Below are 21,824 nucleotides of genomic sequence, written 5' to 3'. Positions count from 1 at the left end.
GCCGGACGGCTGTATGCCCAGACCAAGGCCCACCGCGGCGAACCCCTGCCCGAGCACCTGGCCCACCTCACCACCCAAGGCCCCGCCGCACAGGAAGCCAGCAGCCTGCTCTCGCGGTAACGAAAGTATTAGTCGCAGCCGCCCCGGCCTCATACCTAAGTCGGGGTAAACCCCTGACCCAAGTTCGATGCCAAGCCGATACTGTCAGCCGTAGCGTGGACGACATCGCCGGACAGGCCGGCGCGGCGAACGACGACGAGGGGACTGCCCGTGGCACTGGTGACCGACATTCTCGAGTGGTTGCGCGCTCTGCCGCCCGCGGGTGTCACGGCCGGGGCGGGCCTGCTCGTCTTCGGCGAGTGCACCCTGGGGCTCGGGTTCATCGCCCCCGGTGAGACCGGCCTGTTCATCCTCGGCACCACCGTCGACAGTGCGCCGAAGTTCCTGCTGATGTGGCTGGTCACCTCGGTCTGCGCCGTCGGCGGCAACTCGGTCGGTTTCTTCATCGGCAAGAAGTTCGGCCCGAAGCTGCGGCAGACCAAGGTGGTCCAGAAGCACGGTGCGGACGGCTGGGACAAGGCGACCGACTTCCTCCGCAGGCGTGGATCCTGGGCCGTGCTGGTCGCCATCTTCCTGCCGGTGATGCGGACGCTGGTCCCGGCGGCGGCCGGAGCGTCCGGCATGCCGTTCCGCAAGTTCTTCCCACCGGTGGCGGTCGCCGCCACCGCGTGGTGTGCCCTGCACATCCTGATCGGTGCCGCCGCGGGTGAGGCCGCCTCGCGGATCGAGGACGCGGTCGGCAAGGGCAGCTGGATCCTGCTGGCCGCCATCGTGGTGATCTTCGCCGTGGTCATCCTGATCAAGCGCAAGAAGGCCAAGGAGAAGGAGGCTGCCGCCGCGGCGGCAGCGGCCGAGACCACCGGCGAGGCCGAGGCCGGCGAGTCCGGCACCACCGCCAAGGCCGACGCCGACGACGACGCCCCGGCGTCCGTAGGCGCCGACACCCGCCAGGACAACAGGCCCCGCTCCGACTGACGCTCCCAGCTCCAGCCCCGTGCCCCGGGCGTGCCGCGCACGCCCGGGGCACGTGCATGTCCGCCACCACCCCAAGCACGTGAAGGCCACCTTCACCACGTCCAACGTTCCGTTCGCGCGAGTCGTACGTTCCCACGCGCGAGTCGTACGTTCCGGACCATGAGTTGACGCGCTCCGGACCACCCACCGCACCCGGTACGAGACCCACGACATCGTCGGCCCGGGGTGGTATCCAGAGACGGTCGTCCGAAGGGTGGTCATGCTGGAGTTCGGTGTTCTCGGACAGCTCGACGTACGAGCCGGCGGCCGACGGGTGCCACTCGGCGGACGCCTGCGGCGGACCCTGCTCGCCGTCCTGCTGTCCAGAGCCAACGAACCGGTGCCGGTCGACCTCCTCGCCGACGCCGTCTGGGACGGCGAACCAGGCGACCGGGCGGCACCGAAGCTCCAGCTTCACGTCCACCGCCTGCGCCAGGCCCTCGGCAGCCCCGGCCGTCTGACCTTCGCCAACGGCGCCTACCGGCTCACCGTGCTCCCCGGCGAACTGGACGCCGAGCGGTTCGACACCCTCGTCGGCGACGCCACCGGCACCGGCGACCCGGACCGGCGGGTGGCACTGCTGCGGGATGCTCTCGCACTGTGGCGTGGCGCGCCGTTCGGCGACCTCGACGCGCCGCTGCTCACGGCCTGCGCACGCCGGCTCGAAGGCCGGCGGCTGCTCGCCCTGGAGGACCTCTACCAGGCCGAACTGGCCCGCGGCCGCCACGAACTGGTCGCCGCCGAACTCACCACCCTGACCCGCGAGCACCCCGGCAGGGAACGCCTGCACCAGCTGCTCCGGATCGCCCAGCACCGCACACCGGCTGTGCCGGCCCAGCTCCCGCCAGCCGTCCGCGGGTTCACCGGCCGCACCGGCCCGCTGACCACCCTGGACGACCTCCTCGCCGACGACGCACCGCCCGTCTGCGCGCTCGTCGGGACCGCCGGAGTCGGCAAGACCAGCCTCGCCGTCCGCTGGGCGCACCGGGTCAGCAAGCACTTCCCCGACGGACAGCTGTACCTGGACCTGCGCGGCTACGACCCGCGAGCACCGGTGACACCGGCCGACGCCCTGGGCGGCTTCCTGCGTTCCCTCGGCGTCGACGGACCGTCGGTACCGCAGAGCCTCGCCGAACGGGCCGCTCGCTTCGCCGAGCTGACCGGGAACCGCCGCCTCCTGCTGATCCTCGACAACGCCCGTACCGCCGAGCAGGTCCGCCACCTGCTGCCCTCGCCGTCCTGCCGCACCGTCATCACCAGCCGGGACGCCCTGACCGACCTCACCGGCCCCGTCCGCAGGCTCGACCTCGGCAGGCTCCCGGACGACGAGGCCGGGCAGCTGCTGCGCACGCTTCTCGGCACCCGCGCCGACGCCTCCCCTCGGGCCACCACCGCCCTGATCGAGCGGTGCGCGCGGCTGCCGCTCGCGCTCCGGATCGCCGCGGAGTCGCTCCACGGCCGCGACAGCGTCGCCGATCTCGTCGCCCAGCTTGCCGACGGCCACGACAGCCTCGACGTCCTGGACGCGGGCGGCGACCCGCAGGCGGCCGTGCGTGCCGTCTTCTCCTGGTCCTACGAACAGCTACCCGGCCCGGCCCGCCGCCTGTTCCGGCTGTGGGGCCTGCATCCCGGCCGCGACGCCGAAGCCGAGGCACTGGCCGCCCTCTGCGGCACCGACGTCGCCGAGACCCGCGCCCACCTCGACGTCCTCGTCCGCGCCCACCTGGCCGAGGAGGACCTCGGCAGATACCGGACGCACGACCTGCTCCGCGCCTACGCACTCGAACTGACCCGTGTCGAGGACTCCCCCGCCGACCGCAGCCACGCCACGGACCGGCTGCTGGACTGGACGCTGACCACCGCACACGACGCGCGGCAGGCACTGGACCCGCACGCGGCAGGCCCGGCGGCACCTGCCACGCGGGTGTTCACCGGCAGCGCCGAGGCGCTGCACTGGTTCACCGACGAGCAGGCAGCCATCCGGGCCGCGGTGCGGACGGCGGCCGACCGCGGCAGGCACGACCTCGCCTGGCGGCTCGCGTCGTCGTTTCGCGCCTACTGCTACCTCACCAAGCACTGGGACGACTGGATCGCCACCCATCGCATCGGACTGTCGGCCGCCACCGCCGCAGGCGACCGGCACGGGCAGGCCGACATGCACAACGGACTCGGCGTGGCCCACAGCGACCGCGACGAGCACACCGCCGCCATCGAGCACCACCTCGCCGCGGCCGAGCACTACCGGACGCTGGACGTCCCGCGGGGAGCCGCGTGGAACCTCAACAACCTCGGCGTCACCTACCACGACATCGGCCGCGTCACCGAAGCCGTCGACTGCTACGGCAAGGCACTCGAACTGTTCCGCCGCGCCGGGGACAGCCGCGGTGAGGGCTTCGCACTGAACAACCTCGGCGACGCCTACCGCGACCTGGGCGATGTCGCCAGTGCCACGGACCGGCTACGGCAGGCGCTGGAGGTCCACCAGCGGGCAGGCGACCGCGACGGCCAGCGGTTCGCCCTGCGCACGCTGGGCGACGTCCACCGCGACACCGGCGCGCACGGCGAGGCGCTACGCCACTATCGTCGTTCGCTCGCCATCTGCCAGGACATCGGCGACCGCTGGCACGCCGCGACCGTCTACACCAGACTCGGCGCCGTACTGGAAGCACTGGGCCGCACGGCCGCCGCGGTCAACTGCGACCGCCGCGCGGCAGCGCTCCGCAACGAGTTCTCCGATCACTTGGTGGACGGCAGGTAACGCCGGGCCACGTTGTCCTCTGTGGACTTTCCGGGTTCCCAGTGGGCGATCCATGGACCGGTGCCCTCGCTCTGGTCCAGCACACCGGCCTCCAGCCAGCTGTACCGGCCGGACAATGTCTGCCCGGCGATGCGCCGGTCCACGTCGTCGGTGTTGTCCCACAACGCGTCGAAGAGCCGGTCGACCCGCAGGCGGGCCTGCCTGCAGAAGGCGTCGGCCAGTTCGCAGGCGGCCTCGCCGTCGGCGCCGGTGTCCCGCTGCATCCGTGCCCGTACGCAACTGGCCGACATCGCGAACAGCTCAGCTCCGATGTCGACGATCCGGCCGAGGAAAGCCTGCCGCTTCTCCAGCCCGGCCTGCCAGCGCGCCATGCCGTAGAACGTCGAGCGCGCCAGCTTGCGTGCAGTCCGCTCGACGTACCGCAGGTGCGTGGCGAGCGAGCCGAAGTCGCCGAACGACGTCGGCACCTGGCCCTTGCCAGCCACCAGTTGCGGCAACCACTTCGCGTAGAACCCGCTCGCCTTCGCGGCCGCCTTGGCCTTGCTCGACGCGCTGGCCTCCGGATCGGCGAGGTCGCCTGCCGCCGCGAGGTGCGCGTCGACCGCCTCCCGCGCGATCAGCAAGCGCATGATCTCGCTGGAACCCTCGAAGATCCGGTTGATCCGCAGGTCACGAACGATCTGCTCGACGGGCACGGCCCGCTCACCACGCGCCGCGAGCGACTCGGCCGTCTCGTAGCCGCGGCCGCCCCGGATCTGCATCAGCTCGTCGGCGATGAGGCAGGACACCTCACTGGCCCACAGCTTGGCCAGCGCGGCCTCGATGCGGATGTCGTTGCGGCCCTCGTCGCTCATGTGGCCGGACAGGTCCAGCACGCTTTCCAGCGCGTAGGTGGTCGCGGCGATGAACGAGATCTTCGCCGCTACGGCGCCGTGTTCGCCGACCGGCCTGCCCCACTGCACGCGCTCGGCCGACCATTCCCTGGCGATCTTCAGGCACCACTTGCCCGCACCGGCACACAACGCCGGGATGGACAGCCGCCCGGTGTTCAACGTGGTCAGCGCGATCTTGAGCCCGTCGCCCTCGCGGCCGACGACGTTCTCCTTGGGAACGCGGACCTTGTGGAACCGGGTGACGCCGTTCTCGATCCCGCGCAGGCCCATGAAGCCGTTGCGCCGCTCGACGGTGATGCCCGGGCTGTCGGCCTCGACGATGAACGCGGTGACCCCGCCGCGGTGACCCTCGCTCTTCGGCACCCTGGCCATCACGACGACGAGTTCGGCGACGACACCGTTGGTGGTCCACAGTTTCACGCCGTCCAGCTCGTAGGCCTCGCCACCGTCGACCGGGACTGCGGAGGTGGCCAGCCGCGCCGGGTCCGAGCCGACGTCCGGTTCGGTGAGCAGGAAGGCGGTGACCGCGCCCTTGGCGCACCGGGGAAGGAACCGCTGCTTCTGTTCCTCGGTGCCGGCGAGCTTCAGCGGCTCGGGAACGCCGATCGACTGGTGCGCCGACAACAGCGCGCCGATCGTCGGATGCACCGACCCGGCCAGCATCAGCGCCCGGTTGTAGGCGACCTGGGTCAGCCCGAGCCCGCCGTAGCGTTCCGGGATCTTGATGCCGAAGCAGCCCAGCTCGGCCAGGCCCTTGACGTACTCGTCGGGAATCCGGGACTCGCGCTCGATGACGCTGCCGTCGAGCGTCTCGCAGTAGGTACGTAGTGCGGTGAGAAACTTCTCGCCCTTGGCGTCCGCCTCGGCGGTCGGCCTGGGATACGGGTGGACCAGATCGAGCTGGAACCGTCCGAGGAAGAGTTCCTTGGCGAACGACGGCTTCCGCCAGCCGCTCTCCCTGGCCTCCTCGGCCACCGCTCGTGCTTCCTTCTCCGTGACCTTGGGTTGTTCGGCCATCATCGCCTCCTCATGGCTGGCTGGCTGGGACGAACTGGGCCTGGTGAGGAATGTGACCAGTGTTACCCATCAGTAGCCGATGCGAAACCCTGCGACCGGGCGACGGTTACCGGCCGGTCACTCCGAACCGGAGCGCGACACGCTACGTACGCACCTGACGACTACAAGCGATCACCATGCGATACAGTGGCATAGTCCAGTTGCCACCTGGGTGACATCGAGGGAGTGGGGAACATGGATCGAAGAGGTGGAGTGGTCTTGATCGTGCGGTGCAGAGACGGAGCCGACAAGCGGGCGACCGTGCGGATCGCCCCCGCGAACGGCCACGTCGGGCTCGAACCCAGCGTGGACGGGCCACTGCGGTTCACACCGATGCAGACCGGACAGCTGCGGGCGGCGCTGCGCGAGGCGATCGCCCTCCTGGAGCTGCCATGAACACCGAGCAGGAGAACAGCAGGCTGGTGGCGGAAGGGGCGGCGATCGCGCGGGCCTGCGCCGCCGGATTCTCCTTCGAGGGCCGCCCCGATCCCGACGAGCCGACCATCCTCATGGGAATGCGCGAGCACGACGACTGTGTCGACATCCTCGTACTCGGCCTGACGCCGGACGCGGTCGCCATGGGCGGCCGCTACCCGAACACCGACGGCTCAGCTTTCGACGACGGCGGCCCACCACCCATCCAGTCGATCCGCGGCTCCATTCTCACCGTCGTCGACGCGGTACTCGACTGGCCGAACCCGTGAAATTCATGATCAATCATCGCCCGGATTTCCGATGAAACACCCGACCGGCTCACCCGACTACTCCGTTCTACTCAATCCAGACTGTCGTTCAGTGAGCAGAAACGGGTCAGTTCGTTGACATAGAAAGTTTGCACGTTCCGCAAGGCGGCTTCGTTCGGTAACGTGACACGTTCACTCTCGGCTATCGGGGAGATCCGGTGAGTAACGTTGTTGACGGGCCGCAAAAAGGCGGAACAGGTGGCGGCGAACCACCAATTCCGCCCGGGTCGGGTTACGAGTTCGACGCAGAAGCCCTGGCCGCGACCATTCGCCAGTGGGACGAGCTCCGAAATGAGATCGAATCGGACCGAATCTCGCTGCAGACGAACGTCGGCACAGTCCAGTCGCCGTCGCTCGATCCACCTGCCGTCCGATACATGACCGCGGTCGCTCACTTCATGGCGGCCGCGATCGAGCACAACCGGGCGCTGACGAACTACGCCCAAGTGCACGTCGAACGCCTTCGGGAAGCCATGAACGAATACCGCGCAAGCGACGAGGACGCCGGCGAGACAGTCGAAAGCATCACGCCTGACGACGATCCGCTGCACCGCTGAAGAGGCTGACCATGAAACAGGTACTCCGGATCGGGGTGACGGCAGTCGCCATCGCAGCCGGGGCAGGTTGTGCCCAGTCCGAGACAGCCGGACGGCCGATGGCCGAACCGCCCGGCCCGACTGACGAGACCAGGCAGTCGGCTCCACACGTGCCACGTCCGCTCGACGCCGGGCGGTATCTGACCGACCCCTGCGCGAGCCTCACCGCCGAGCAGCTACGGACCTTCCGGGTCAGCAGGCAGGGACAGGTCAATCCCAAGGCCGAGGGCCCTTCGTGCATCTGGCGGTTCGGCGGGCCACCAGAGACCACGGCGGGTGTGTCGTACTACCCGCAGGTTCCCAACGGCCTCACCAACCTCTACCACCTGCAGTCCGCCGGCTACTGGCAGAAGGGGTACTTCGAGCCGACCACGATCAGCGGCCAGCCGGCCCTGTACAGCAGCGTGATCGACAACAGGCAGCAGGGCGAATGCGAACTCGCCGTAGCGCTGACGGATCAGCTCTTTTTCAGCGTGCTGATCACCGAACCGCCCGGCAAACCCAGTTGCAAGGCGGCAGAGAACATCGCGGAGGCCGTGATTCAGACGATCAGCGGGGGAGGCTGAGATGAAAGCAGACGAGATCTTCCACAACTTCGCAGGCGGCCCCGGCCCTGACGGGCTGGAAGCGATCCGCCTGCAGCTCGAGAAGGTCCGAAACCGTTACCACGCAAGACATGAACAGATCCTGGACCTGGCTCGCTCGATGGAGGAGCACTGGCGCGGAGACGCCGCGGGTGCCGCCCGGCGAGGGGCCGCCCCGCTCGCGGAAGCACATGGCCGTGCCGTCGCCACCCTGGATGCGGCCATGGACTCACTCGCCTGCCAACGCGACGCGTGGTACGTCGCACGCAACACCGTGCGACCGGTGCCCCCGCTGCCGGATCACCCGCCCAGCCTCGTCGATGTCGTGGAGAGCGGCTCCGCCGGGACCACCTACGCCGCACGCGTGATCGTGGCCAGGGCGACAGAACTGGCCAACGTGCAGGCCATGGACACCTGGACCAGGCACACCGAGGACAACATCGCGTTACTACAGCGGGAGTTCGCCCCGATCGACGGTACGGCCGCGATCGTGCTGCACCCCCGAACCGCGCCGGGCACCGGCGTCCTGACAACTCCCGCCGTGGAGTCCTCGGTCCCCACTCCGCCCCCGGAGGTTCCGGCGCCACCGGCCTCGCCGCGAGACGTCGCCGACGCACCGTCACCGGCCCGCCCGGACGTCCAACCGTCCGGCGTCCCGCCCGCCGGCCCCGGACCGTCGACCCCGTCGCCGGGCGGCGAATCCACCACCGCGGCCGGACACCAGGCGGTCACACCTTCCCTGGCCGGACCGGCGCCGGCTACGTCGGCGGTGACCGCGAAACCGGACGGCACGGCGCCACCGACCGCTGCCCCTCCCGGCCCGCCGGTGGCCCTGCCCAGCCCCGGCAGGGTCACCGGTGTCGCGCCGACCGCAGGCCCGGCAACGCCGGGCACCCCGGGGAGACAGGCCGCGCGGACGGGAACTCCCGGCACGCCGTTCGTCGGCCAGCCCGCGACGGGGCGGGGCCGCGGTGAGGACTCCGAGCGGGAACGCAAGTACGTCGTCCGCGACGACGAGCACCTGCGCCCGGACAAGGTGAACGACAAGGTCGTCGACCCGCGTACCGGACTACCGGTCGTGCCGCCGGTCATCGGCTAGTGACCGGGCCATGTGGTTCGCCGGACCGGAAAGGTTCGCCGCCGACGAACTCGCGGCGATGGTCGCCGCCTCGACCGGTGGCGAACTACACGTCGCGCTCGCCCCGCCGGCACGCTGGCGTGACGTCACCGAGCGGGCGGCCGCCGGCTGGCGCGCCACCGAGCGCATCGCGCGCTACCGCGATCCCGGCGACGGCGAGCCCACGTTCGCCGAGGTCGCCGAACTGCTGAGCACGCCACCGGAGGCCCGCTACGGCTGGGTGAGCGACCTTCGCACCGGCGTCCAGCTCGGCGTCCTGGTCGCGGCCAACCCGTGGTTCGGCGTGCTGGGCATCCGCGACGAGGGCGAAGTCTTCCTGCGCAGTTTCGGCCCGCAGCGGCTCAGTCCACTGCTCACCGACGCCCTCCCCGACGGCGTCGGCGCGGCCGACGAGGAACCGGTGACGGTGCGCCGGGACGAGCTGAGGCCCGGGCGGGTCGCGGTCAGCGACGACGTGCTGCGCGCCCGCCGGATCCTGCGGCTGCCCGCGCGCGTGCGGGCCGAATTCCACGTCGAACGCCGCGATCCCGCGGGCCGGCGCAGCCACAGCGTCCATCCCGTACGGGTCAGCGACACGGCCGAGGGCCGCTGGCTCCTGCTCGTCGGCACCGTCTACGCCGACGAACACCTCCACCTGGCGCCCGCAGGCCCCGACGACGTCGCGGACACACTCGATGACCTGCGGCGACAGCTCGAAGACAGCTGATTGGCAGGCCGAAAGAGCACGAACGAGCGTCCACCACTACGATATGACGCGCCGGCCCTTGTTGGCCGGCTTCAGCCCCCGGTGCCCACCCTCCCCCTCGAGGCACCGGGGGCCCTTTACCGTCAGAGCGCGCTAACGCAGGTACAGGGCCACTCGGGCCGCCACCGGGGCACGCCGCGGCCGCAGGTTGGATACGTCGACATAGCCACCGTCGGCCCGCTGCCGCTGGTAGGTCATGGTCAGCACGGCGACCCCGGGATGCGACGCCCGCACGACGACCTCGCCGCCACGCACCTCGGCCGTGCCGGCCCAGCTCGGGAACACCTCCGCCCGCAGGCGGTTGAGCGGGTTGGTGAGGTCGAAGGTGGCCCCGGCGCGGCTGGTCACCTCGACCGGCACGGTCGCGGCCCCGCCTGCGGGCACCTCCACCCACCGCCGCTGTGGCGTCAACCGCAGCGGCGCGACGCCGTCCGGGATCGGCTGGTCCGTTGTGGACTCGTGGATGTCCAGCGCGTCGCGGCGTGGATCCAGTGACAGCGGCGACGTGTAGATCCGCCTGCTGTCCGATGTGGACGGTCGGCCGTGGTGCACGTAGTACCGCTGCCCGGCCGGGGTGTCGACGATGCTGCCGTGGCCGGTGGAGAACAGCCGCTGCGCGGGATCCTGGCGCAGCACCGGGTTGGCGGTGCTCTTGCGCCACGGGCCGAGCGGGCTGTCCGCGGTCGCGTAGCCGACACCGTAGTGCTCGTTCTCGTAGTTGTTCGCCGAGTAGGTCAGGAAGTACCGCGGCTTTCCGCCCTTGCCGGTGGTCCTGATGGTCGTGGAACCCTCGGCCCACCGCCGGTCCTTCTTCTGACCGCCGCTGCGGGCGTAGTCGTCGACGTGGGCGTTTTCCCAGCTCTGCTTGTCCGACCCGTAGTTCAGGATCGGCGTGAAGCCGTCCTTGCGCACACCCGGCGGGTCCGCCGGGGCCCGGTTGGCATCCCGGTACCGCGGGTGAATGGCGGGCATGGTGCGACCCTCCGGGTCGTCCCACCATTCCCGGGTCAACTCGACCAGGTAGATGTTCGACTCTTCGATGTACTTTCCGAGGTCGGTGTCCCACACCCAGTTGCGGTAGGCGTTGCGGGAGAAGTACAGGTAGATCCGGCCGTCGTCGTCGAAGAACACGTTCGGGTCAATGTAGGGGATGTACGTGCCCAGCGGCGCGGTCCTGCCCTCCTCCAGCGTCGCGGGCGGCTTGCGCTGCGTGCTGTCCATGATCAGGTTGACGTCGTGGTAGTCCGGGTCGTACGGGTAGTAGTCGATCGGCGCGGTCGTGATGTTGCGGAACGGCCCCTCCGGCGACCTGGACACCGCGACGCCGATCTTCGACGGCTCCTCGAAGTTCGCGTACTTGAAGTGCTCGGCGACGTTGCGGTTCATCCGGCCCGAGTAGAAGAAGAAGTAGACGCCGGTGCGCTCGTTGAAGTAGACCTCCGGTGCCCAGAACCAGTCGTGTGCCCACTGGGTGCCGTCGTCGCGCAGCGCGCCACCCGGAACCTTCTCCCAGACGGCGAGGTCCGGTGAGCGGTAGATGGCGAAGTGGTAGCCGGGATCGGCGCCCTCGGTGGAGTAGGCGTAGTAGAAGCCGGACCGCTCGTCGTAGCGGACGAACGGGTCCGCGCCCGGGGTGCGCGCGTCGTTGTAGAAGGTGGCGTCGCTGGCCGGCCGGCGCTGCGCGTTCGCCACCCCGGGGCCGAGTGCCGCCAGCAGCACGAGGGAGAGCAGGACGGTCAGCGTGCGGCGGCACCGCCGCGGAACAACCCCGGTCACCCTGCTCACTGTCGTGTGGCCTTCCCGGGCCCGTCAAGGGACCATCAGGGCGACACGAACTCCCCGAGGAGCACAACGGATGGCACTGGATCTACCCCGGCCTGTGGGCTTCGTACTGGGTGGCGGCGGGAGCCTCGGCTCGATGCAGGTGGGCATGCTCCGGGCACTGACCGAGGCCGGCGTGACGCCGGACCTGGTGGCCGGCACGTCGGTCGGCTCGCTCAACGGCGCTGTGCTGGCGATGCCGGGCGACGTGACCGAGCGGCTCGGCAGGGTCTGGGCGCAGATGACCCGGCACGAGGCGTTTCCCGGCGGTGTGTTCAGCCAGGTCCGCACCCTGCGGCACAGCAAGACGCACCTGTTCCCCAACTCCGGCCTGGCCGCGATCGTCGACGACGTGCTGGGGCCCGGCGCGACGTTCGACGACCTCGCCCTGCCACTGGGCGTGGTGACCACCGACGTCGACACCGCCGAGCCACTGCTGATCCGCTCCGGTGAGCTGCGGCCGGCATTGCTGGCCAGCTGCGCGATCCCGGGCATCTACCCGCCGGTGCGGCACGAGGACCGGCTGCTCTACGACGGCGGGCTGGTGGCCAACGTGCCGATGCGCCAGGCCGTGGCGATGGGCGCCCGGTCGCTGGTGGTGCTGGACTGCGCGTTCCCGGGCAAGATGCCGGGACAGCCGGCGACCTTCGCGGAGGTGATGATGTTCACCGCCATGATCAGCATGCGTAACCAGGCGGTGCTGGAGGCTCCGGCCACCGCGGCCGAGGTACCGGTGGTGTACCTGCCGGGCCCGGCCCCGGTCCGGCTGAGCCCGCTGGACTTCCGGCACACCGCCGAACTCACCGAGCAGGCCTACCGCAGCGCGGCGGCGTTCCTGGACGGCCTCACGGTCGACGGACCGGGCCTGTACGGCGCGCCTGGACTGGTCACCGCACCCGCGGGCTGAGCGGTGGACGTCGAGCGCGCACGCGCGCTGGTCAGCGGCGCCAGCCACGTGGTGGCGATGACGGGTGCGGGGATCTCCACCGACTCCGGCATCCCCGACTTCCGCGGGCCGAACGGTGTGTGGACCCGTGACCCGAAGGCCGAGCGGATGTCCAGCCTGCAGTCCTACGTGGACAGCGGGCAGCTCCGCGAGCGGGTCTGGCAGACCCGCCTGACCCACCCGAGCTGGCAGGCCCGGCCCAACGCCGGGCACCACGCGCTGGTTCGGCTGGAGCGGGCCGGCCGGCTGCGGACCACCGTCACCCAGAACATCGACGGGCTGCACCAGAAGGCGGGCGCCGATCCGGACCGGGTGGTGGAACTGCACGGAACGCTGGCCGAGAGCGTGTGCCTGTCCTGTGGTGACCGCAGGGACATGCGGGAGGCGCTGGACCGGGTCGACGGCGGCGAAGCCGACCCGGACTGCCTGGTGTGCGGGGGAATCCTGAAGTCGGCGACGATCTCGTTCGGCCAGGCACTGGATCCGGAGGTGCTGGCGCGGGCCAGGGCAGCGGCCGAGTCGTGCGATCTGATGCTGGTGGCCGGCAGCTCGCTGACCGTGCAGCCCGCGGCGGGTCTGGTTGGCCGGGCCGCCGCCCACGGAGCGGCGGTGATCATCTGCAACGCCTCGCCGACCCCCTACGACGACGTGGCCGAGGTGGTCCTGCGCGATCCGCTGAGCGACGTCCTGCCGGCCCTGATCCGAACGGAGTGAGGGCAGAAGATACCGAGGTGGGTCTGGCCCTCCCCTTCCGCCAGGCCCACCTCGGTCAGCACCTTCGACGCTCCTACCCAGCCGCTGTGGCTGCGCCCTCGCGTGTCACCGATCGATCCCCCGCGGCCGCCGGCAACCTTCGACCGAGAGATCACCCTGAGTATCCGGCCCGAGTACATTTCGGACATCAAGGCTCAACCCGAGGGGAGATCCATCCCCTGATCTTTTCCTCGGATTGCCACTCTAGGTAGTCGTTTCCCCCTCTACGAAGGTATGGATAGGTTTTCATAGTTGCTCTGCGTAGCGCTACCACCGGATGACCAGCGTCACCCGGATAGACTAACGACTACTACGCCATGTGTTGTTACCGCTGCGTTTGGCTCGCTACTCCACCACCACGTCGACCGGCGGACTGCCCTGTCGGCTACGCCGGCCGCGCCGCACGAGCTCGGTGACGGCCAGCAGTAACGCGACACCGATCATCCCCGCCGCGGCGAGCATCGACACCGACAGCCCCACCGGGAACCTCTCCGACGCCGTGACCACGGCGTGGAACACGGACGCGAGTACGGCCGTGCCGATCGCGGTGCCGACCCGCTGGCCCGTCTGCAGGACACCGCCCGCGACGCCGGCCATCCGGGTGGGAACGCACTCCAGCGTCAGCGTGGTGTTCGGCGAGATCACCATGCCCGCGCCGAGCCCACCGACCAGCAGCGGCAGTGCCACGCCGAGCCCGACGTACCCGGACGGGACCAGTTGCACCACCAGCGCGACGCACAGCAGGCCGACGACCACGAGCGAGAGCCCGGTGACCGTGATCCGCCTGCCCCACCTGGCGACGAACCGGCCCGCCACGGCAGAGGCCACCGCCGATCCGATCGCGAACGGCGTCACGGCCAGACCGGACTCCAGCGGCGTGTAACCGAGCCCGCTCTGGAAGAACACGGCGAACACCAGCCACATGCCGGTGAATCCGCAGAAGTACACCGCGCCGATGGCCGCACCGGCGGAGAAGCCTGGGGTGCCGGTGAACAGCCGGACGTCGAGCAGCGGCGCGCGGCCCCGCGCGACGACCCGTCGTTCCCATCGCACGAACAGGTAGCCGACCACCACGGCGACCCCGAACATCCACCACAGCCGGGCAAGCCCGCCCTGCTCGGACTCGACCAGCGGCAGCAGCACACCCAGCACCGCGACGCCCAGCAGCAGCGCGCCGACGACGTCGATCTCCGACGCCACGCCGCGACGCCGCGGCCGGCGTGGCAGCAGGCGCGCCGCCAGCACGAGCGCGACCACCCCGATCGGGATGTTGACCAGGAACACCCAGCGCCAGCCATCCGGTTCCCCGAACGTCGCCAGGATGACGCCGCCGAGTACCGGGCCGACCGCGGTGGAGATCCCGACGGTGGCACCGAACATGCCGAACGCCTTGCCGCGCTCCGGCCCGCGGAACAACTCCTGGATCAGGCCGGAGTTCTGCGGGGTGAGCAGCCCGCCAGCCGCACCCTGCAGCAGCCGCGCGACCACCAGCAGGGTCTCGTTGGGCGCCGCGCCGGCCAGCGCACTGGTCACGACGAAACCGGTGAGCGCGATCAGGAACATCCGCCGCCTGCCCAGCGCGTCACCCAGCCTGCCACCGGCGACCAGCACCAGCCCGAACGTGAGCGCGTAACCGGAGACCACCCACTGGATGCCGCCGACGGACGCGCCGATGTCGCGCTGGATCGACGGCAGCGCCACGTTGACGATGCTGACGTCGAGCAGGCTCATGAATCCGGCCGCCAGCGTGACGGCCAGCGCTTTCCACCGGCGAGGATCGGGTTCCGGGTCACTCACCCGTCCATCGTCGCGCGGATCTTGACCGGGCGCCCGGCTAGGCTGCGCGCGTGGCGGACGAGGCCGCGTTCACGACGCTCTTCGAACAGCACCGGGCCGAGCTGAGGGTGCACTGCTACCGGATGCTGGGCTCGCTCGACGAGGCCGACGATCTGGTGCAGGAGACGTTCCTGCGGGCCTGGCGCGGTCTCGACGGCTTCCAGGGCCGGTCGTCGCCGCGCGCCTGGCTGTACCGGATCGCCACCAACGCCTGCCTCGACGCGCTGGACAACCGGTCACGCCGGGTCCTGCCGTATGACCTGACCGGGCCCGCGGCCGAGGCACTGCCGCCCCGGACCGACATCCCATGGTTACAGCCGTATCCGGACGCCGAGCCGGACTCCGCCGTCGTGTCCAGGGAGACGATCGAGCTGGCGTTCCTGGCCGCGTTGCAGCACCTGCCCGCCCGGCAGCGGGCGATCCTGATCCTGGCCGACGTGCTCGGCTGGCCGGCCAGGCAGACCGCGTCACTGCTGGGGACGACGGCGGCGTCGGTGAACAGCTCGCTGCGGCGGGCGAGGACGACGCTGCGCGAGCACCTTCCCGAACGTCGCCTCGACTGGGCGTCGGCCACCGGTCCCACCGACGCGGAACGCGCGCTGCTGCGCCGGTACATGGACGCGATGGAACGGGCCGACCTGACCGCACTGGCCGACCTGCTGGCCGAGGACATCCGCACGGCCATGCCGCCCTGGCCCATGTGGCTGCTGGGCCGCGACGCGGTGCTCTCGGCACTGGCGACGAGCTGGGACACCGGCTCCGGCGACTACGTCGGCAGGTTCCGGATGGTGCCGGTCCAGGCCAACCGGCAGCCCGCGGTCGCCACCTACGTGCGGCGGGCAGGCGACACCGGATTTGGGCAGTTCGCCATCTCCCTGCTGCGGATCTCCGGCGGCCGCATCGTGGAGATCGACTCCTTCCACGACCCCGGCCTGTTCCCGGCGTTCGATCTCCCGGCAAGCCTCTCACCAGCACAGAGCTGAACCGGCGCCCGCCGCGGCGTCTCAACACGGTCGGAACCGGACCGTGCCGGGAGGTAGATCATGGCCAAGCTGCTGTACTCCGCGACCATGTCGCTGGACGGGTTCATCGCCGGGCCGGGAGGTGACATGTCCTGGCTCACCGAGCACATCGGGCCCAACCCGGCCGTCGACCGCCTGATCGGCGAGATCGGCGCCATCCTCTGCGGCAAGCGCAGCTACGGCGGCGACGACCCGCACCGGGGCGACCCGCACCGGGAGGGCAAGGCGTTCGGCGGTGGCTGGGAAGGCCCGCAGTTCGTGCTCACCCACCATGTTCCGGAGACCCCGGACCCGGCCGTCACCTTCGTCGGCGACCTCGACAGCGCCGTCACCGCCGCCAAGGCCGCCGCGGGCGGGAAGTACGTCAACATCATCGGCGCCGACGTCGCCCGCCAGTGCCTGGCGGCCGGGCTGCTCGACGAGATCTTCGTGTCCATCGCGCCCGTGCTGCTCGGCGACGGCGTCCGTCTCTTCGATCACCCCGGCGGGACCAACGTCAAGCTAGAACGCCTCGACCTGGCCGAGGCCCCGCGGGCGACAACCCTCCGGCTGCGCGTCGGGTGAGTGCGGCATGCCGTGAAGGGGCCCTCACGGCATGAGACGCCAGAGTCCGGTGACCGCGCGGCTGCGGGTGTGGGGTCTCGTTCGTGGTGACCACTGGTGCCCGGTGACTGCTGGGGCACGTGGGGCGCCTGGGTTCGTGTGATGGCCGAGTTTCTGTCGTCTGACGGGATGAAGGTGGCCTTCATGTGTTTCAGGCCCGGGTGTCGCCACGTCAGTGAGCACAGCAGACACAACGGACACGGCAGCCCCACCGGCCACCACGAACGAGACAGGCCACCCGCACCTGGCATGCCGCAGGCCCCCGGCAAAGTCCGGGATGCGGCAGGGCCAGGTGGGTGGCCCTGAACGCAGAACTCGCGGGCCGGAACGCAGAACTCACGATGTGGACCGGGTTCTCACGTGGTGCCGGTCGCCCGCGTGAATACTCCACTCGCGCGAGTCGTACGTTCTCACGCGCGAGTCGACCGTTCCCGACCCGTGAGTGCTCCGTTCCGGCCCGCCTGGTCCCACTGTCCGGCACACCGGTTCCAGATGGCGAGACATCGGCCCGGGTAAAGCACGTGAAGGCCACCTTCATTACGCCTGACGTGGTGATGGTGGCCTTCACGTGCCTGTGCCTGACGCGCGGGGTCTCGTTCGTGGTGACTGCGGGGTGGGTGTGGTGCTCGGTGCTGATGTGACCGGTGAGCACGGAGTGGGTGGCGTCCCGGGCAGGAACGCGCCCCCTGCCGCAGCAGGGCCCACGTCCGCACCGGCCAGCGAGACCACCACCCCCACCCGGACTTTGCCGCGGTCGGGCGTCCGGCGGTGCTACCAAGGGCACCTTGGTTGCGTGTTGCGCAACCAAAGTGCCGTTCGTAGCGGTGACGTTGGCCCGATGTGGTCTCGTTCGTGGTGGCCGGTGGGGCTACCGGGCGTGCTGAGTCCGCTGTGACCACCGAGGCTGCCGAGCACGCAACACCTCGTGACGTCTGCCTTCCAGCCCAGCCCACCAGGCAGCCAACTGTGCCTCGCACCACGAGGTTGACAGGCCGACGGCGGAGCATCTATAAAACCTGTCAGTTATAGAACTGAAGGGTTATCTAGATGCCTTCGCTCGACACGACGTTCGCGGCACTCGCCGACCCCACCCGTCGGGCCATCCTGGCCCGGCTGGCGGACGGCGAGGCCACGGTCACCGAACTGGCCGCCCCGTTCGCGATGAGCCAGCCCGCGGTCTCCAAGCACCTGCGGGTGCTCGAACGGGCGGGGCTGGTCAGCCGGGGACGCGACGCACAACGCAGGCCGTGCCGGCTGGTGGCCGAGCCGCTGCGGGAGGCGACCGACTGGCTGGCCGACTACCGCGACTACTGGGAAACCAGCTACCAGCGGCTGGACGCCCTGCTGGACGACCTGCGGGACGGCCGGCCGTGACCTTCCCGCACACCGGGCTGCGGGTCACCGCGTCCGGGTCCACCGACCTCGTCCTCACCCGCGCCTTCGCCGCGCCGGCGTCGCTGGTCTTCGCCGCGCTCACCGAGCCCGGCCTGCTCCGCCGCTGGCACGGCGCCCGCGGCTGGCACCTCACCACCTGCGAGGTCGACCTGCGCCCCGGCGGCGCCTGGAAGTTCGTCTCCACCGGCCCGGACGGCACCGAGATGGTGATCCACGGCTGGTTCCACGAGGTCGAGCACCGACCCGCCTCGTGCAGACCGAGATCCACCGCGACTGGGCCGAGGGCGAGGCCCTGGTCACTACCGTCCTGGAGGAGACCGGCGGGCACACCGTCATGACCGTCACCGCACGCTATTCCTCGCCCGCCATCCGGGACGCGGTCGTGCGCAGCCCCATGGAACGCGGCGCGGGCGAGAGCTACGACCGGCTCGCGGCCGTCCTGACCACCCTCACACCGGAAAGGCAGCAGCCATGACCGACCACACCCCACCACCGAGGTCCCGGCGGACCCCGCGCAGGTCACCAACGATCCCGGCAACCCACCCGTGCCGCCGGGCACGCTGCTGCTGGAACTGGTTCCGGTGCCGGTCACCGACATCGAACGAGCCAAGGCCTTCTACCGCGACCGGCTCGGGTTCCGCCTCGACGTCGACGTCTCCCCGCAGGACGGGGTGCGCATCGTCCAGTTCACCCCGCCCGGCTCGGCGTGCTCGATCGTCCTCGCCGAGGGCCTTCCCACCCTCGACATGCCCGCGGGGACACTGCGCGGCCTGCACCTGGTGGTCGCCGACATCGAAGCCGCCCGCGCCGAACTGATCGGCCGCGGCGTCGAGGTCGGCGAGGTCGAGGACGCGGGCGGCGTGTTCTACGCCCACTTCGCCGACCCCGACGGCAACACCTGGTGCCTGCAGCACATGCCGTGGCGCTGACTCAGGTACCGGCTGTGATGCCCGGGATGCTCTTCAGCTCGCCCATCAGCATCGAGCTGACCTTGACCGGGTAGTCGTCGAGCGCGAACATCCGCGGGCCCTGCCTGCTCATCAGCTTCAGGCGCACCTCGGTGTCCCCGCGGTGCGCCTGCAGCGTCGACCGCAGCTCGCTGACCACGGACTGGTCGATCTTCTCGGCGGCCGCGAGCAGCACCAGCGGCGGCTCCTCGTCGCCGAGCGCGGCCTCGGAGAGGTCCAGCGGCACCAGGCCACCACCGAAGATCGACATCTTGTCCTCGCGCCAGTTCACCCTTCCCTTGACCAGCACGGCGTTGTCCTCGATCAGGTCGGCCGAGAACATCGCGTAGGACTTGGGGAAGAACAGCACCTCCAGTGCCGCGTCCATGTCCTCGACCGTGCAGATCGCCCAGGGCTCGCCCTTCTTGTTGACCCGCCGCTCCAGCGACGTGATCAGCCCGGCGATGATGACCTCGCCCTCCTTGGGCGGGTCGGCCAGGATCGCGGCGATCGGCTTCTTCGCGTGCTTGCGCAGGATGCGCTCGGCGCCGTCGAGCGGGTGCGCCGAGACGTACAGGCCGAGCATCTCCCGTTCGTAGGCGAGCAGCTGCTTGCGCGGGTACTCCTCGTCGGTGAACTTCAGGTGTGCCAGCGGGGAGGACGCCGTGCTGGGCGCGGCGTCGTCGGCTCCCTCGTCGCCGAACGAGCCGAACAGGTCGAACTGCCCCATGGCTTCCTGCCGCTTGAGCGGCACGACGGCCTCGACAGCCTCCTCGTGCGCCTGCACCATCGACAGCCTGGTGTTGCCCATCGAGTCGAACCCGCCGGCCTTGATCAGGGACTCCAGCACCCGCTTGTTGCAGGCGACCAGCTCCGACTTGTCCAGGAAGTCGGTGAACGAGGAGTACTTGCCCTTCTCCTCGCGGGTCTTGATGATCGACTCGACGACGTTGGCGCCGACGTTGCGGACCGCACCCATGCCGAACCGGATGGCGTCGCCGACCGCGGCGAAGCGCTGGGCGGACTCGTTGACGTCCGGCGGCAGCACCTTGATGCCCAGGCGGCGGCACTCGGACAGGTAGATGGCCGACTTGTCCTTGTTGTCACCCACCGAGGTGAGCAGCGCGGCCATGTACTCGGCCGGGTAGTTGGCCTTGAGGTAGGCGGTCCAGTACGAGATCAGGCCGTACGCGGCGGCGTGCGACTTGTTGAACGCGTACCCGGCGAACGGGAGGATCGTGTCCCACAGGGCCTTGATGGCCTCGTCGGAGAACCCGTTGGCCTTCATACCCGCGTGGAAGCCCTCGAACTCCTTCTCGAGGACCTCCTGCTTCTTCTTGCCCATCGCCCGGCGCAGCACGTCGGCGCGCCCCATGGAGTAACCGGCCACTTTCTGGCCGATGTGCATGATCTGCTCCTGGTAGACGATCAGGCCGTAGGTGTCGGCCAGGATCTCCTTCAGGGGCTCCTCGAGCTCGGGGTGGATCGGCTTGACCTTCTGCCGCCCGTTCTTGCGGTCGGCGTAGTCGTTGTGCGCGTTCATGCCCATCGGGCCGGGGCGGTACAGCGCGCCCACGGCCACGATGTCGTCGAACCGGGTGGGCTGCATGCGACGCAGCAGGTCCCGCATGGGACCGCCGTCCAGCTGGAACACTCCCAGCGTGTCGCCACGGGAAAGCAGCTTGTACGTCTCGGGGTCGTCGATCTCGAGGGTGTCGAGGTCGATGTCCTCGCCGCGGTTGGCCTTGATGTTGTCGATGGCGTCGCCGATGACGGTGAGGTTGCGCAGGCCGAGGAAGTCCATCTTCAGCAGGCCGATGGCCTCGCAGGAGGGGTAGTCCCAGCCGGTGATGATCGAGCCGTCGTCACGCTGCCACAGCGGGATGGACTCCATCAGCGGCTGCGAGGACATGATCACCGCACACGCGTGCACACCCGCGTTACGGATCAGCCCCTCCAGCCCGCGGGCGGTGGTGAAGATGGTGGAGACCTCCTCGTCGGTCTCCACCAGGCTGCGCACCTCGGCGGCCTCGCCGTAGCGCTCGTGGGACGGGTCGACGATCCCGGACAGCGGGATGTCCTTCGCCATGATCGGCGGGGGCAGCGCCTTGGAGATCTTGTCCGCGATGGCGTAGCCGGGCTGTCCGAAGTGGACGCGCGCGGAGTCCTTGATCGCGGCCTTGGTCTTAATGGTGCCGAAGGTGATGACCTGGGCGACCTTGTCTGCGCCGTACTTGTCGGTGGCGTAGCGGATCATCTCGCCGCGCCTGCGGTCGTCGAAGTCGATGTCGATATCGGGCATCGAGACGCGCTCGGGGTTGAGGAACCGCTCGAACAGCAGCTTCTGCGGGATCGGGTCGAGGTTGGTGATACCGAGGGCGTAGGCGACCAGCGAGCCCGCCGCCGACCCACGGCCGGGGCCCACCCGGATGCCGACGCTGCGGGCGTAGTTGATGAGGTCGGCGACGACCAGGAAGTAGGCGGGGAAGCCCTTGCCGATGATGACCTCGAGCTCGGTCTCGATCCGCTCGGCGTAGCCCTCCGGGGCGCCGTTCGGGAACCGCCAGCGCATGCCCTTCTCGACCTCGGCACGCAGCCAGGTGCCCTGGTCGTAGCCGTCCGGCACCTCGAAGACCGGCATCCGGTCCCGGTGCGCGTAGACCTCCTCGTAGGACTCCACCCGCTCGGCGATCAGCAACGTCGAGTCCGCCGCGCCCGGCACCTCGACATCCCAGTACTCCCGCATCTCCGCGGCAGACTTCAGATAATACCCGTCACCATCGAACTTGAACCGATTCGGATCATTCAGCGTCTTACCCGACTGCACACACAACAACGCCGAATGCGACGCAGCCTGATCCTTCGTCACATAATGCGAATCATTCGTCGCCAACGGCGGAAGCCCCAGCTTCCG

Annotated in this window: 18 protein-coding genes and 2 pseudogenes; 16 read left to right on the top strand and 4 right to left on the bottom strand. The window is 69.9% G+C overall.

All coding sequences use genetic code 11. From position 1 onward, the window contains the following. From EWH70_RS36440 to EWH70_RS35225, 3 genes and pseudogenes are all read left to right on the top strand, one after another. Positions 1-120 (top strand): annotated as a pseudogene (locus tag EWH70_RS36440) (lipoyl synthase); the annotation flags it as partial. Positions 121-270: 150 nt separating this feature from the next. Beyond that, positions 271-1,035, top strand: a complete 765-nt coding sequence (locus tag EWH70_RS35230; protein WP_130479939.1) for a DedA family protein — start codon at positions 271-273, stop codon at positions 1,033-1,035. Positions 1,036-1,294: 259 nt separating this feature from the next. Then, positions 1,295-3,832, top strand: coding sequence for an AfsR/SARP family transcriptional regulator (locus tag EWH70_RS35225; protein ID WP_130479938.1), 2,538 nt, complete (start codon positions 1,295-1,297; stop codon positions 3,830-3,832). Here the strand turns inward: EWH70_RS35225 and EWH70_RS35220 are convergent. Further along, positions 3,811-5,742, bottom strand: coding sequence for an acyl-CoA dehydrogenase family protein (locus EWH70_RS35220; protein ID WP_130479937.1), 1,932 nt, complete (start codon positions 5,740-5,742; stop codon positions 3,811-3,813). The two genes, EWH70_RS35225 and EWH70_RS35220, sit on opposite strands and share 22 nt — an antisense overlap. A gap of 264 nt (positions 5,743-6,006) precedes the next feature. Here EWH70_RS35220 and EWH70_RS35750 point away from each other — a divergent pair, with 264 nt between their 5' ends. The 6 genes from EWH70_RS35750 (at position 6,007) to EWH70_RS35195 (ending at position 9,548) form a co-directional block, all read left to right on the top strand. Beyond that, positions 6,007-6,177 carry a hypothetical protein gene (locus tag EWH70_RS35750; protein ID WP_165436555.1) on the top strand — a complete coding sequence of 57 codons (171 nt, stop codon included), beginning with the start codon at positions 6,007-6,009 and terminating at the stop codon, positions 6,175-6,177. Next, a complete protein-coding gene (locus EWH70_RS35215) occupies positions 6,174-6,485 on the top strand; it encodes a hypothetical protein (RefSeq protein WP_130479936.1) in 312 nt (103 codons plus the stop codon). Before EWH70_RS35750 ends, EWH70_RS35215 begins: the two co-directional genes overlap by 4 nt. Before the next feature lie 197 nt (positions 6,486-6,682). Next, positions 6,683-7,081: a hypothetical protein gene (locus EWH70_RS35210; RefSeq protein WP_130479935.1), complete on the top strand. Its 399-nt coding sequence runs from the start codon at positions 6,683-6,685 to the stop codon at positions 7,079-7,081. Between the two features lie 11 nt (positions 7,082-7,092). After that, a complete protein-coding gene (locus EWH70_RS35205; RefSeq protein ID WP_130479934.1) occupies positions 7,093-7,686 on the top strand; it encodes a DUF3558 domain-containing protein in 594 nt (197 codons plus the stop codon). 1 nt (position 7,687) lies between these two features. After that, on the top strand, positions 7,688-8,803 hold the full coding sequence (locus EWH70_RS35745) for a hypothetical protein (RefSeq protein ID WP_165436554.1): 1,116 nt from the start codon (positions 7,688-7,690) through the stop codon (positions 8,801-8,803). Positions 8,804-8,813: 10 nt separating this feature from the next. Beyond that, on the top strand, positions 8,814-9,548 hold the full coding sequence (locus EWH70_RS35195; RefSeq protein ID WP_130479933.1) for an ESX secretion-associated protein EspG: 735 nt from the start codon (positions 8,814-8,816) through the stop codon (positions 9,546-9,548). Positions 9,549-9,680: 132 nt separating this feature from the next. On the opposite strand, the gene EWH70_RS35190 is transcribed toward EWH70_RS35195, so the two are convergent. After that, complete coding sequence (locus tag EWH70_RS35190) at positions 9,681-11,363, bottom strand: family 43 glycosylhydrolase (protein ID WP_240687400.1); 1,683 nt, start codon at positions 11,361-11,363, stop codon at positions 9,681-9,683. A 79-nt stretch (positions 11,364-11,442) separates the two neighbouring features. On the opposite strand from EWH70_RS35190, the gene EWH70_RS35185 reads away from it, so the two are divergent. Together EWH70_RS35185 and EWH70_RS35180 are read left to right on the top strand one after the other, a co-directional pair. Then, positions 11,443-12,315, top strand: a complete 873-nt coding sequence (locus EWH70_RS35185; RefSeq protein ID WP_130479932.1) for a patatin-like phospholipase family protein — start codon at positions 11,443-11,445, stop codon at positions 12,313-12,315. Positions 12,316-12,372: 57 nt separating this feature from the next. Then, a complete protein-coding gene (locus tag EWH70_RS35180) occupies positions 12,373-13,068 on the top strand; it encodes an SIR2 family NAD-dependent protein deacylase (protein ID WP_130479941.1) in 696 nt (231 codons plus the stop codon). A 384-nt stretch (positions 13,069-13,452) separates the two neighbouring features. On the opposite strand, the gene EWH70_RS35175 is transcribed toward EWH70_RS35180, so the two are convergent. Beyond that, on the bottom strand, positions 13,453-14,904 hold the full coding sequence (locus EWH70_RS35175; RefSeq protein WP_205669400.1) for an MFS transporter: 1,452 nt from the start codon (positions 14,902-14,904) through the stop codon (positions 13,453-13,455). 50 nt (positions 14,905-14,954) lie between these two features. On the opposite strand from EWH70_RS35175, the gene EWH70_RS35170 reads away from it, so the two are divergent. From EWH70_RS35170 to EWH70_RS35150, 5 genes and pseudogenes are all read left to right on the top strand, one after another. Then, a complete protein-coding gene (locus EWH70_RS35170) occupies positions 14,955-15,926 on the top strand; it encodes a sigma-70 family RNA polymerase sigma factor (RefSeq protein WP_130479931.1) in 972 nt (323 codons plus the stop codon). 60 nt (positions 15,927-15,986) lie between these two features. Continuing rightward, positions 15,987-16,529, top strand: coding sequence for a dihydrofolate reductase family protein (locus tag EWH70_RS35165; RefSeq protein WP_130479930.1), 543 nt, complete (start codon positions 15,987-15,989; stop codon positions 16,527-16,529). 1,086 nt (positions 16,530-17,615) lie between these two features. After that, positions 17,616-17,942, top strand: coding sequence for an ArsR/SmtB family transcription factor (locus EWH70_RS35160; RefSeq protein WP_130479929.1), 327 nt, complete (start codon positions 17,616-17,618; stop codon positions 17,940-17,942). Then, positions 17,939-18,438, top strand: a pseudogene (locus EWH70_RS35155) (SRPBCC family protein). Before EWH70_RS35160 ends, EWH70_RS35155 begins: the two are co-directional and overlap by 4 nt. Positions 18,439-18,508: 70 nt before the next feature. After that, on the top strand, positions 18,509-18,892 hold the full coding sequence (locus EWH70_RS35150; protein WP_130479928.1) for a VOC family protein: 384 nt from the start codon (positions 18,509-18,511) through the stop codon (positions 18,890-18,892). 1 nt (position 18,893) lies between these two features. Here EWH70_RS35150 and dnaE read toward each other — a convergent pair. Further along, positions 18,894-21,824, bottom strand: a 2,931-nt coding sequence (gene dnaE / locus EWH70_RS35145) for a DNA polymerase III subunit alpha (RefSeq protein ID WP_130479927.1), incomplete at its 5' end; no start/stop codon positions are given.

Source organism: Amycolatopsis suaedae, from assembly GCF_004214935.1.
In the GTDB taxonomy this organism is placed as follows: Bacteria; Actinomycetota; Actinomycetes; order Mycobacteriales; family Pseudonocardiaceae; genus Amycolatopsis; species Amycolatopsis suaedae.
This window is presented reverse-complemented; position numbering and strand designations above follow the sequence as displayed.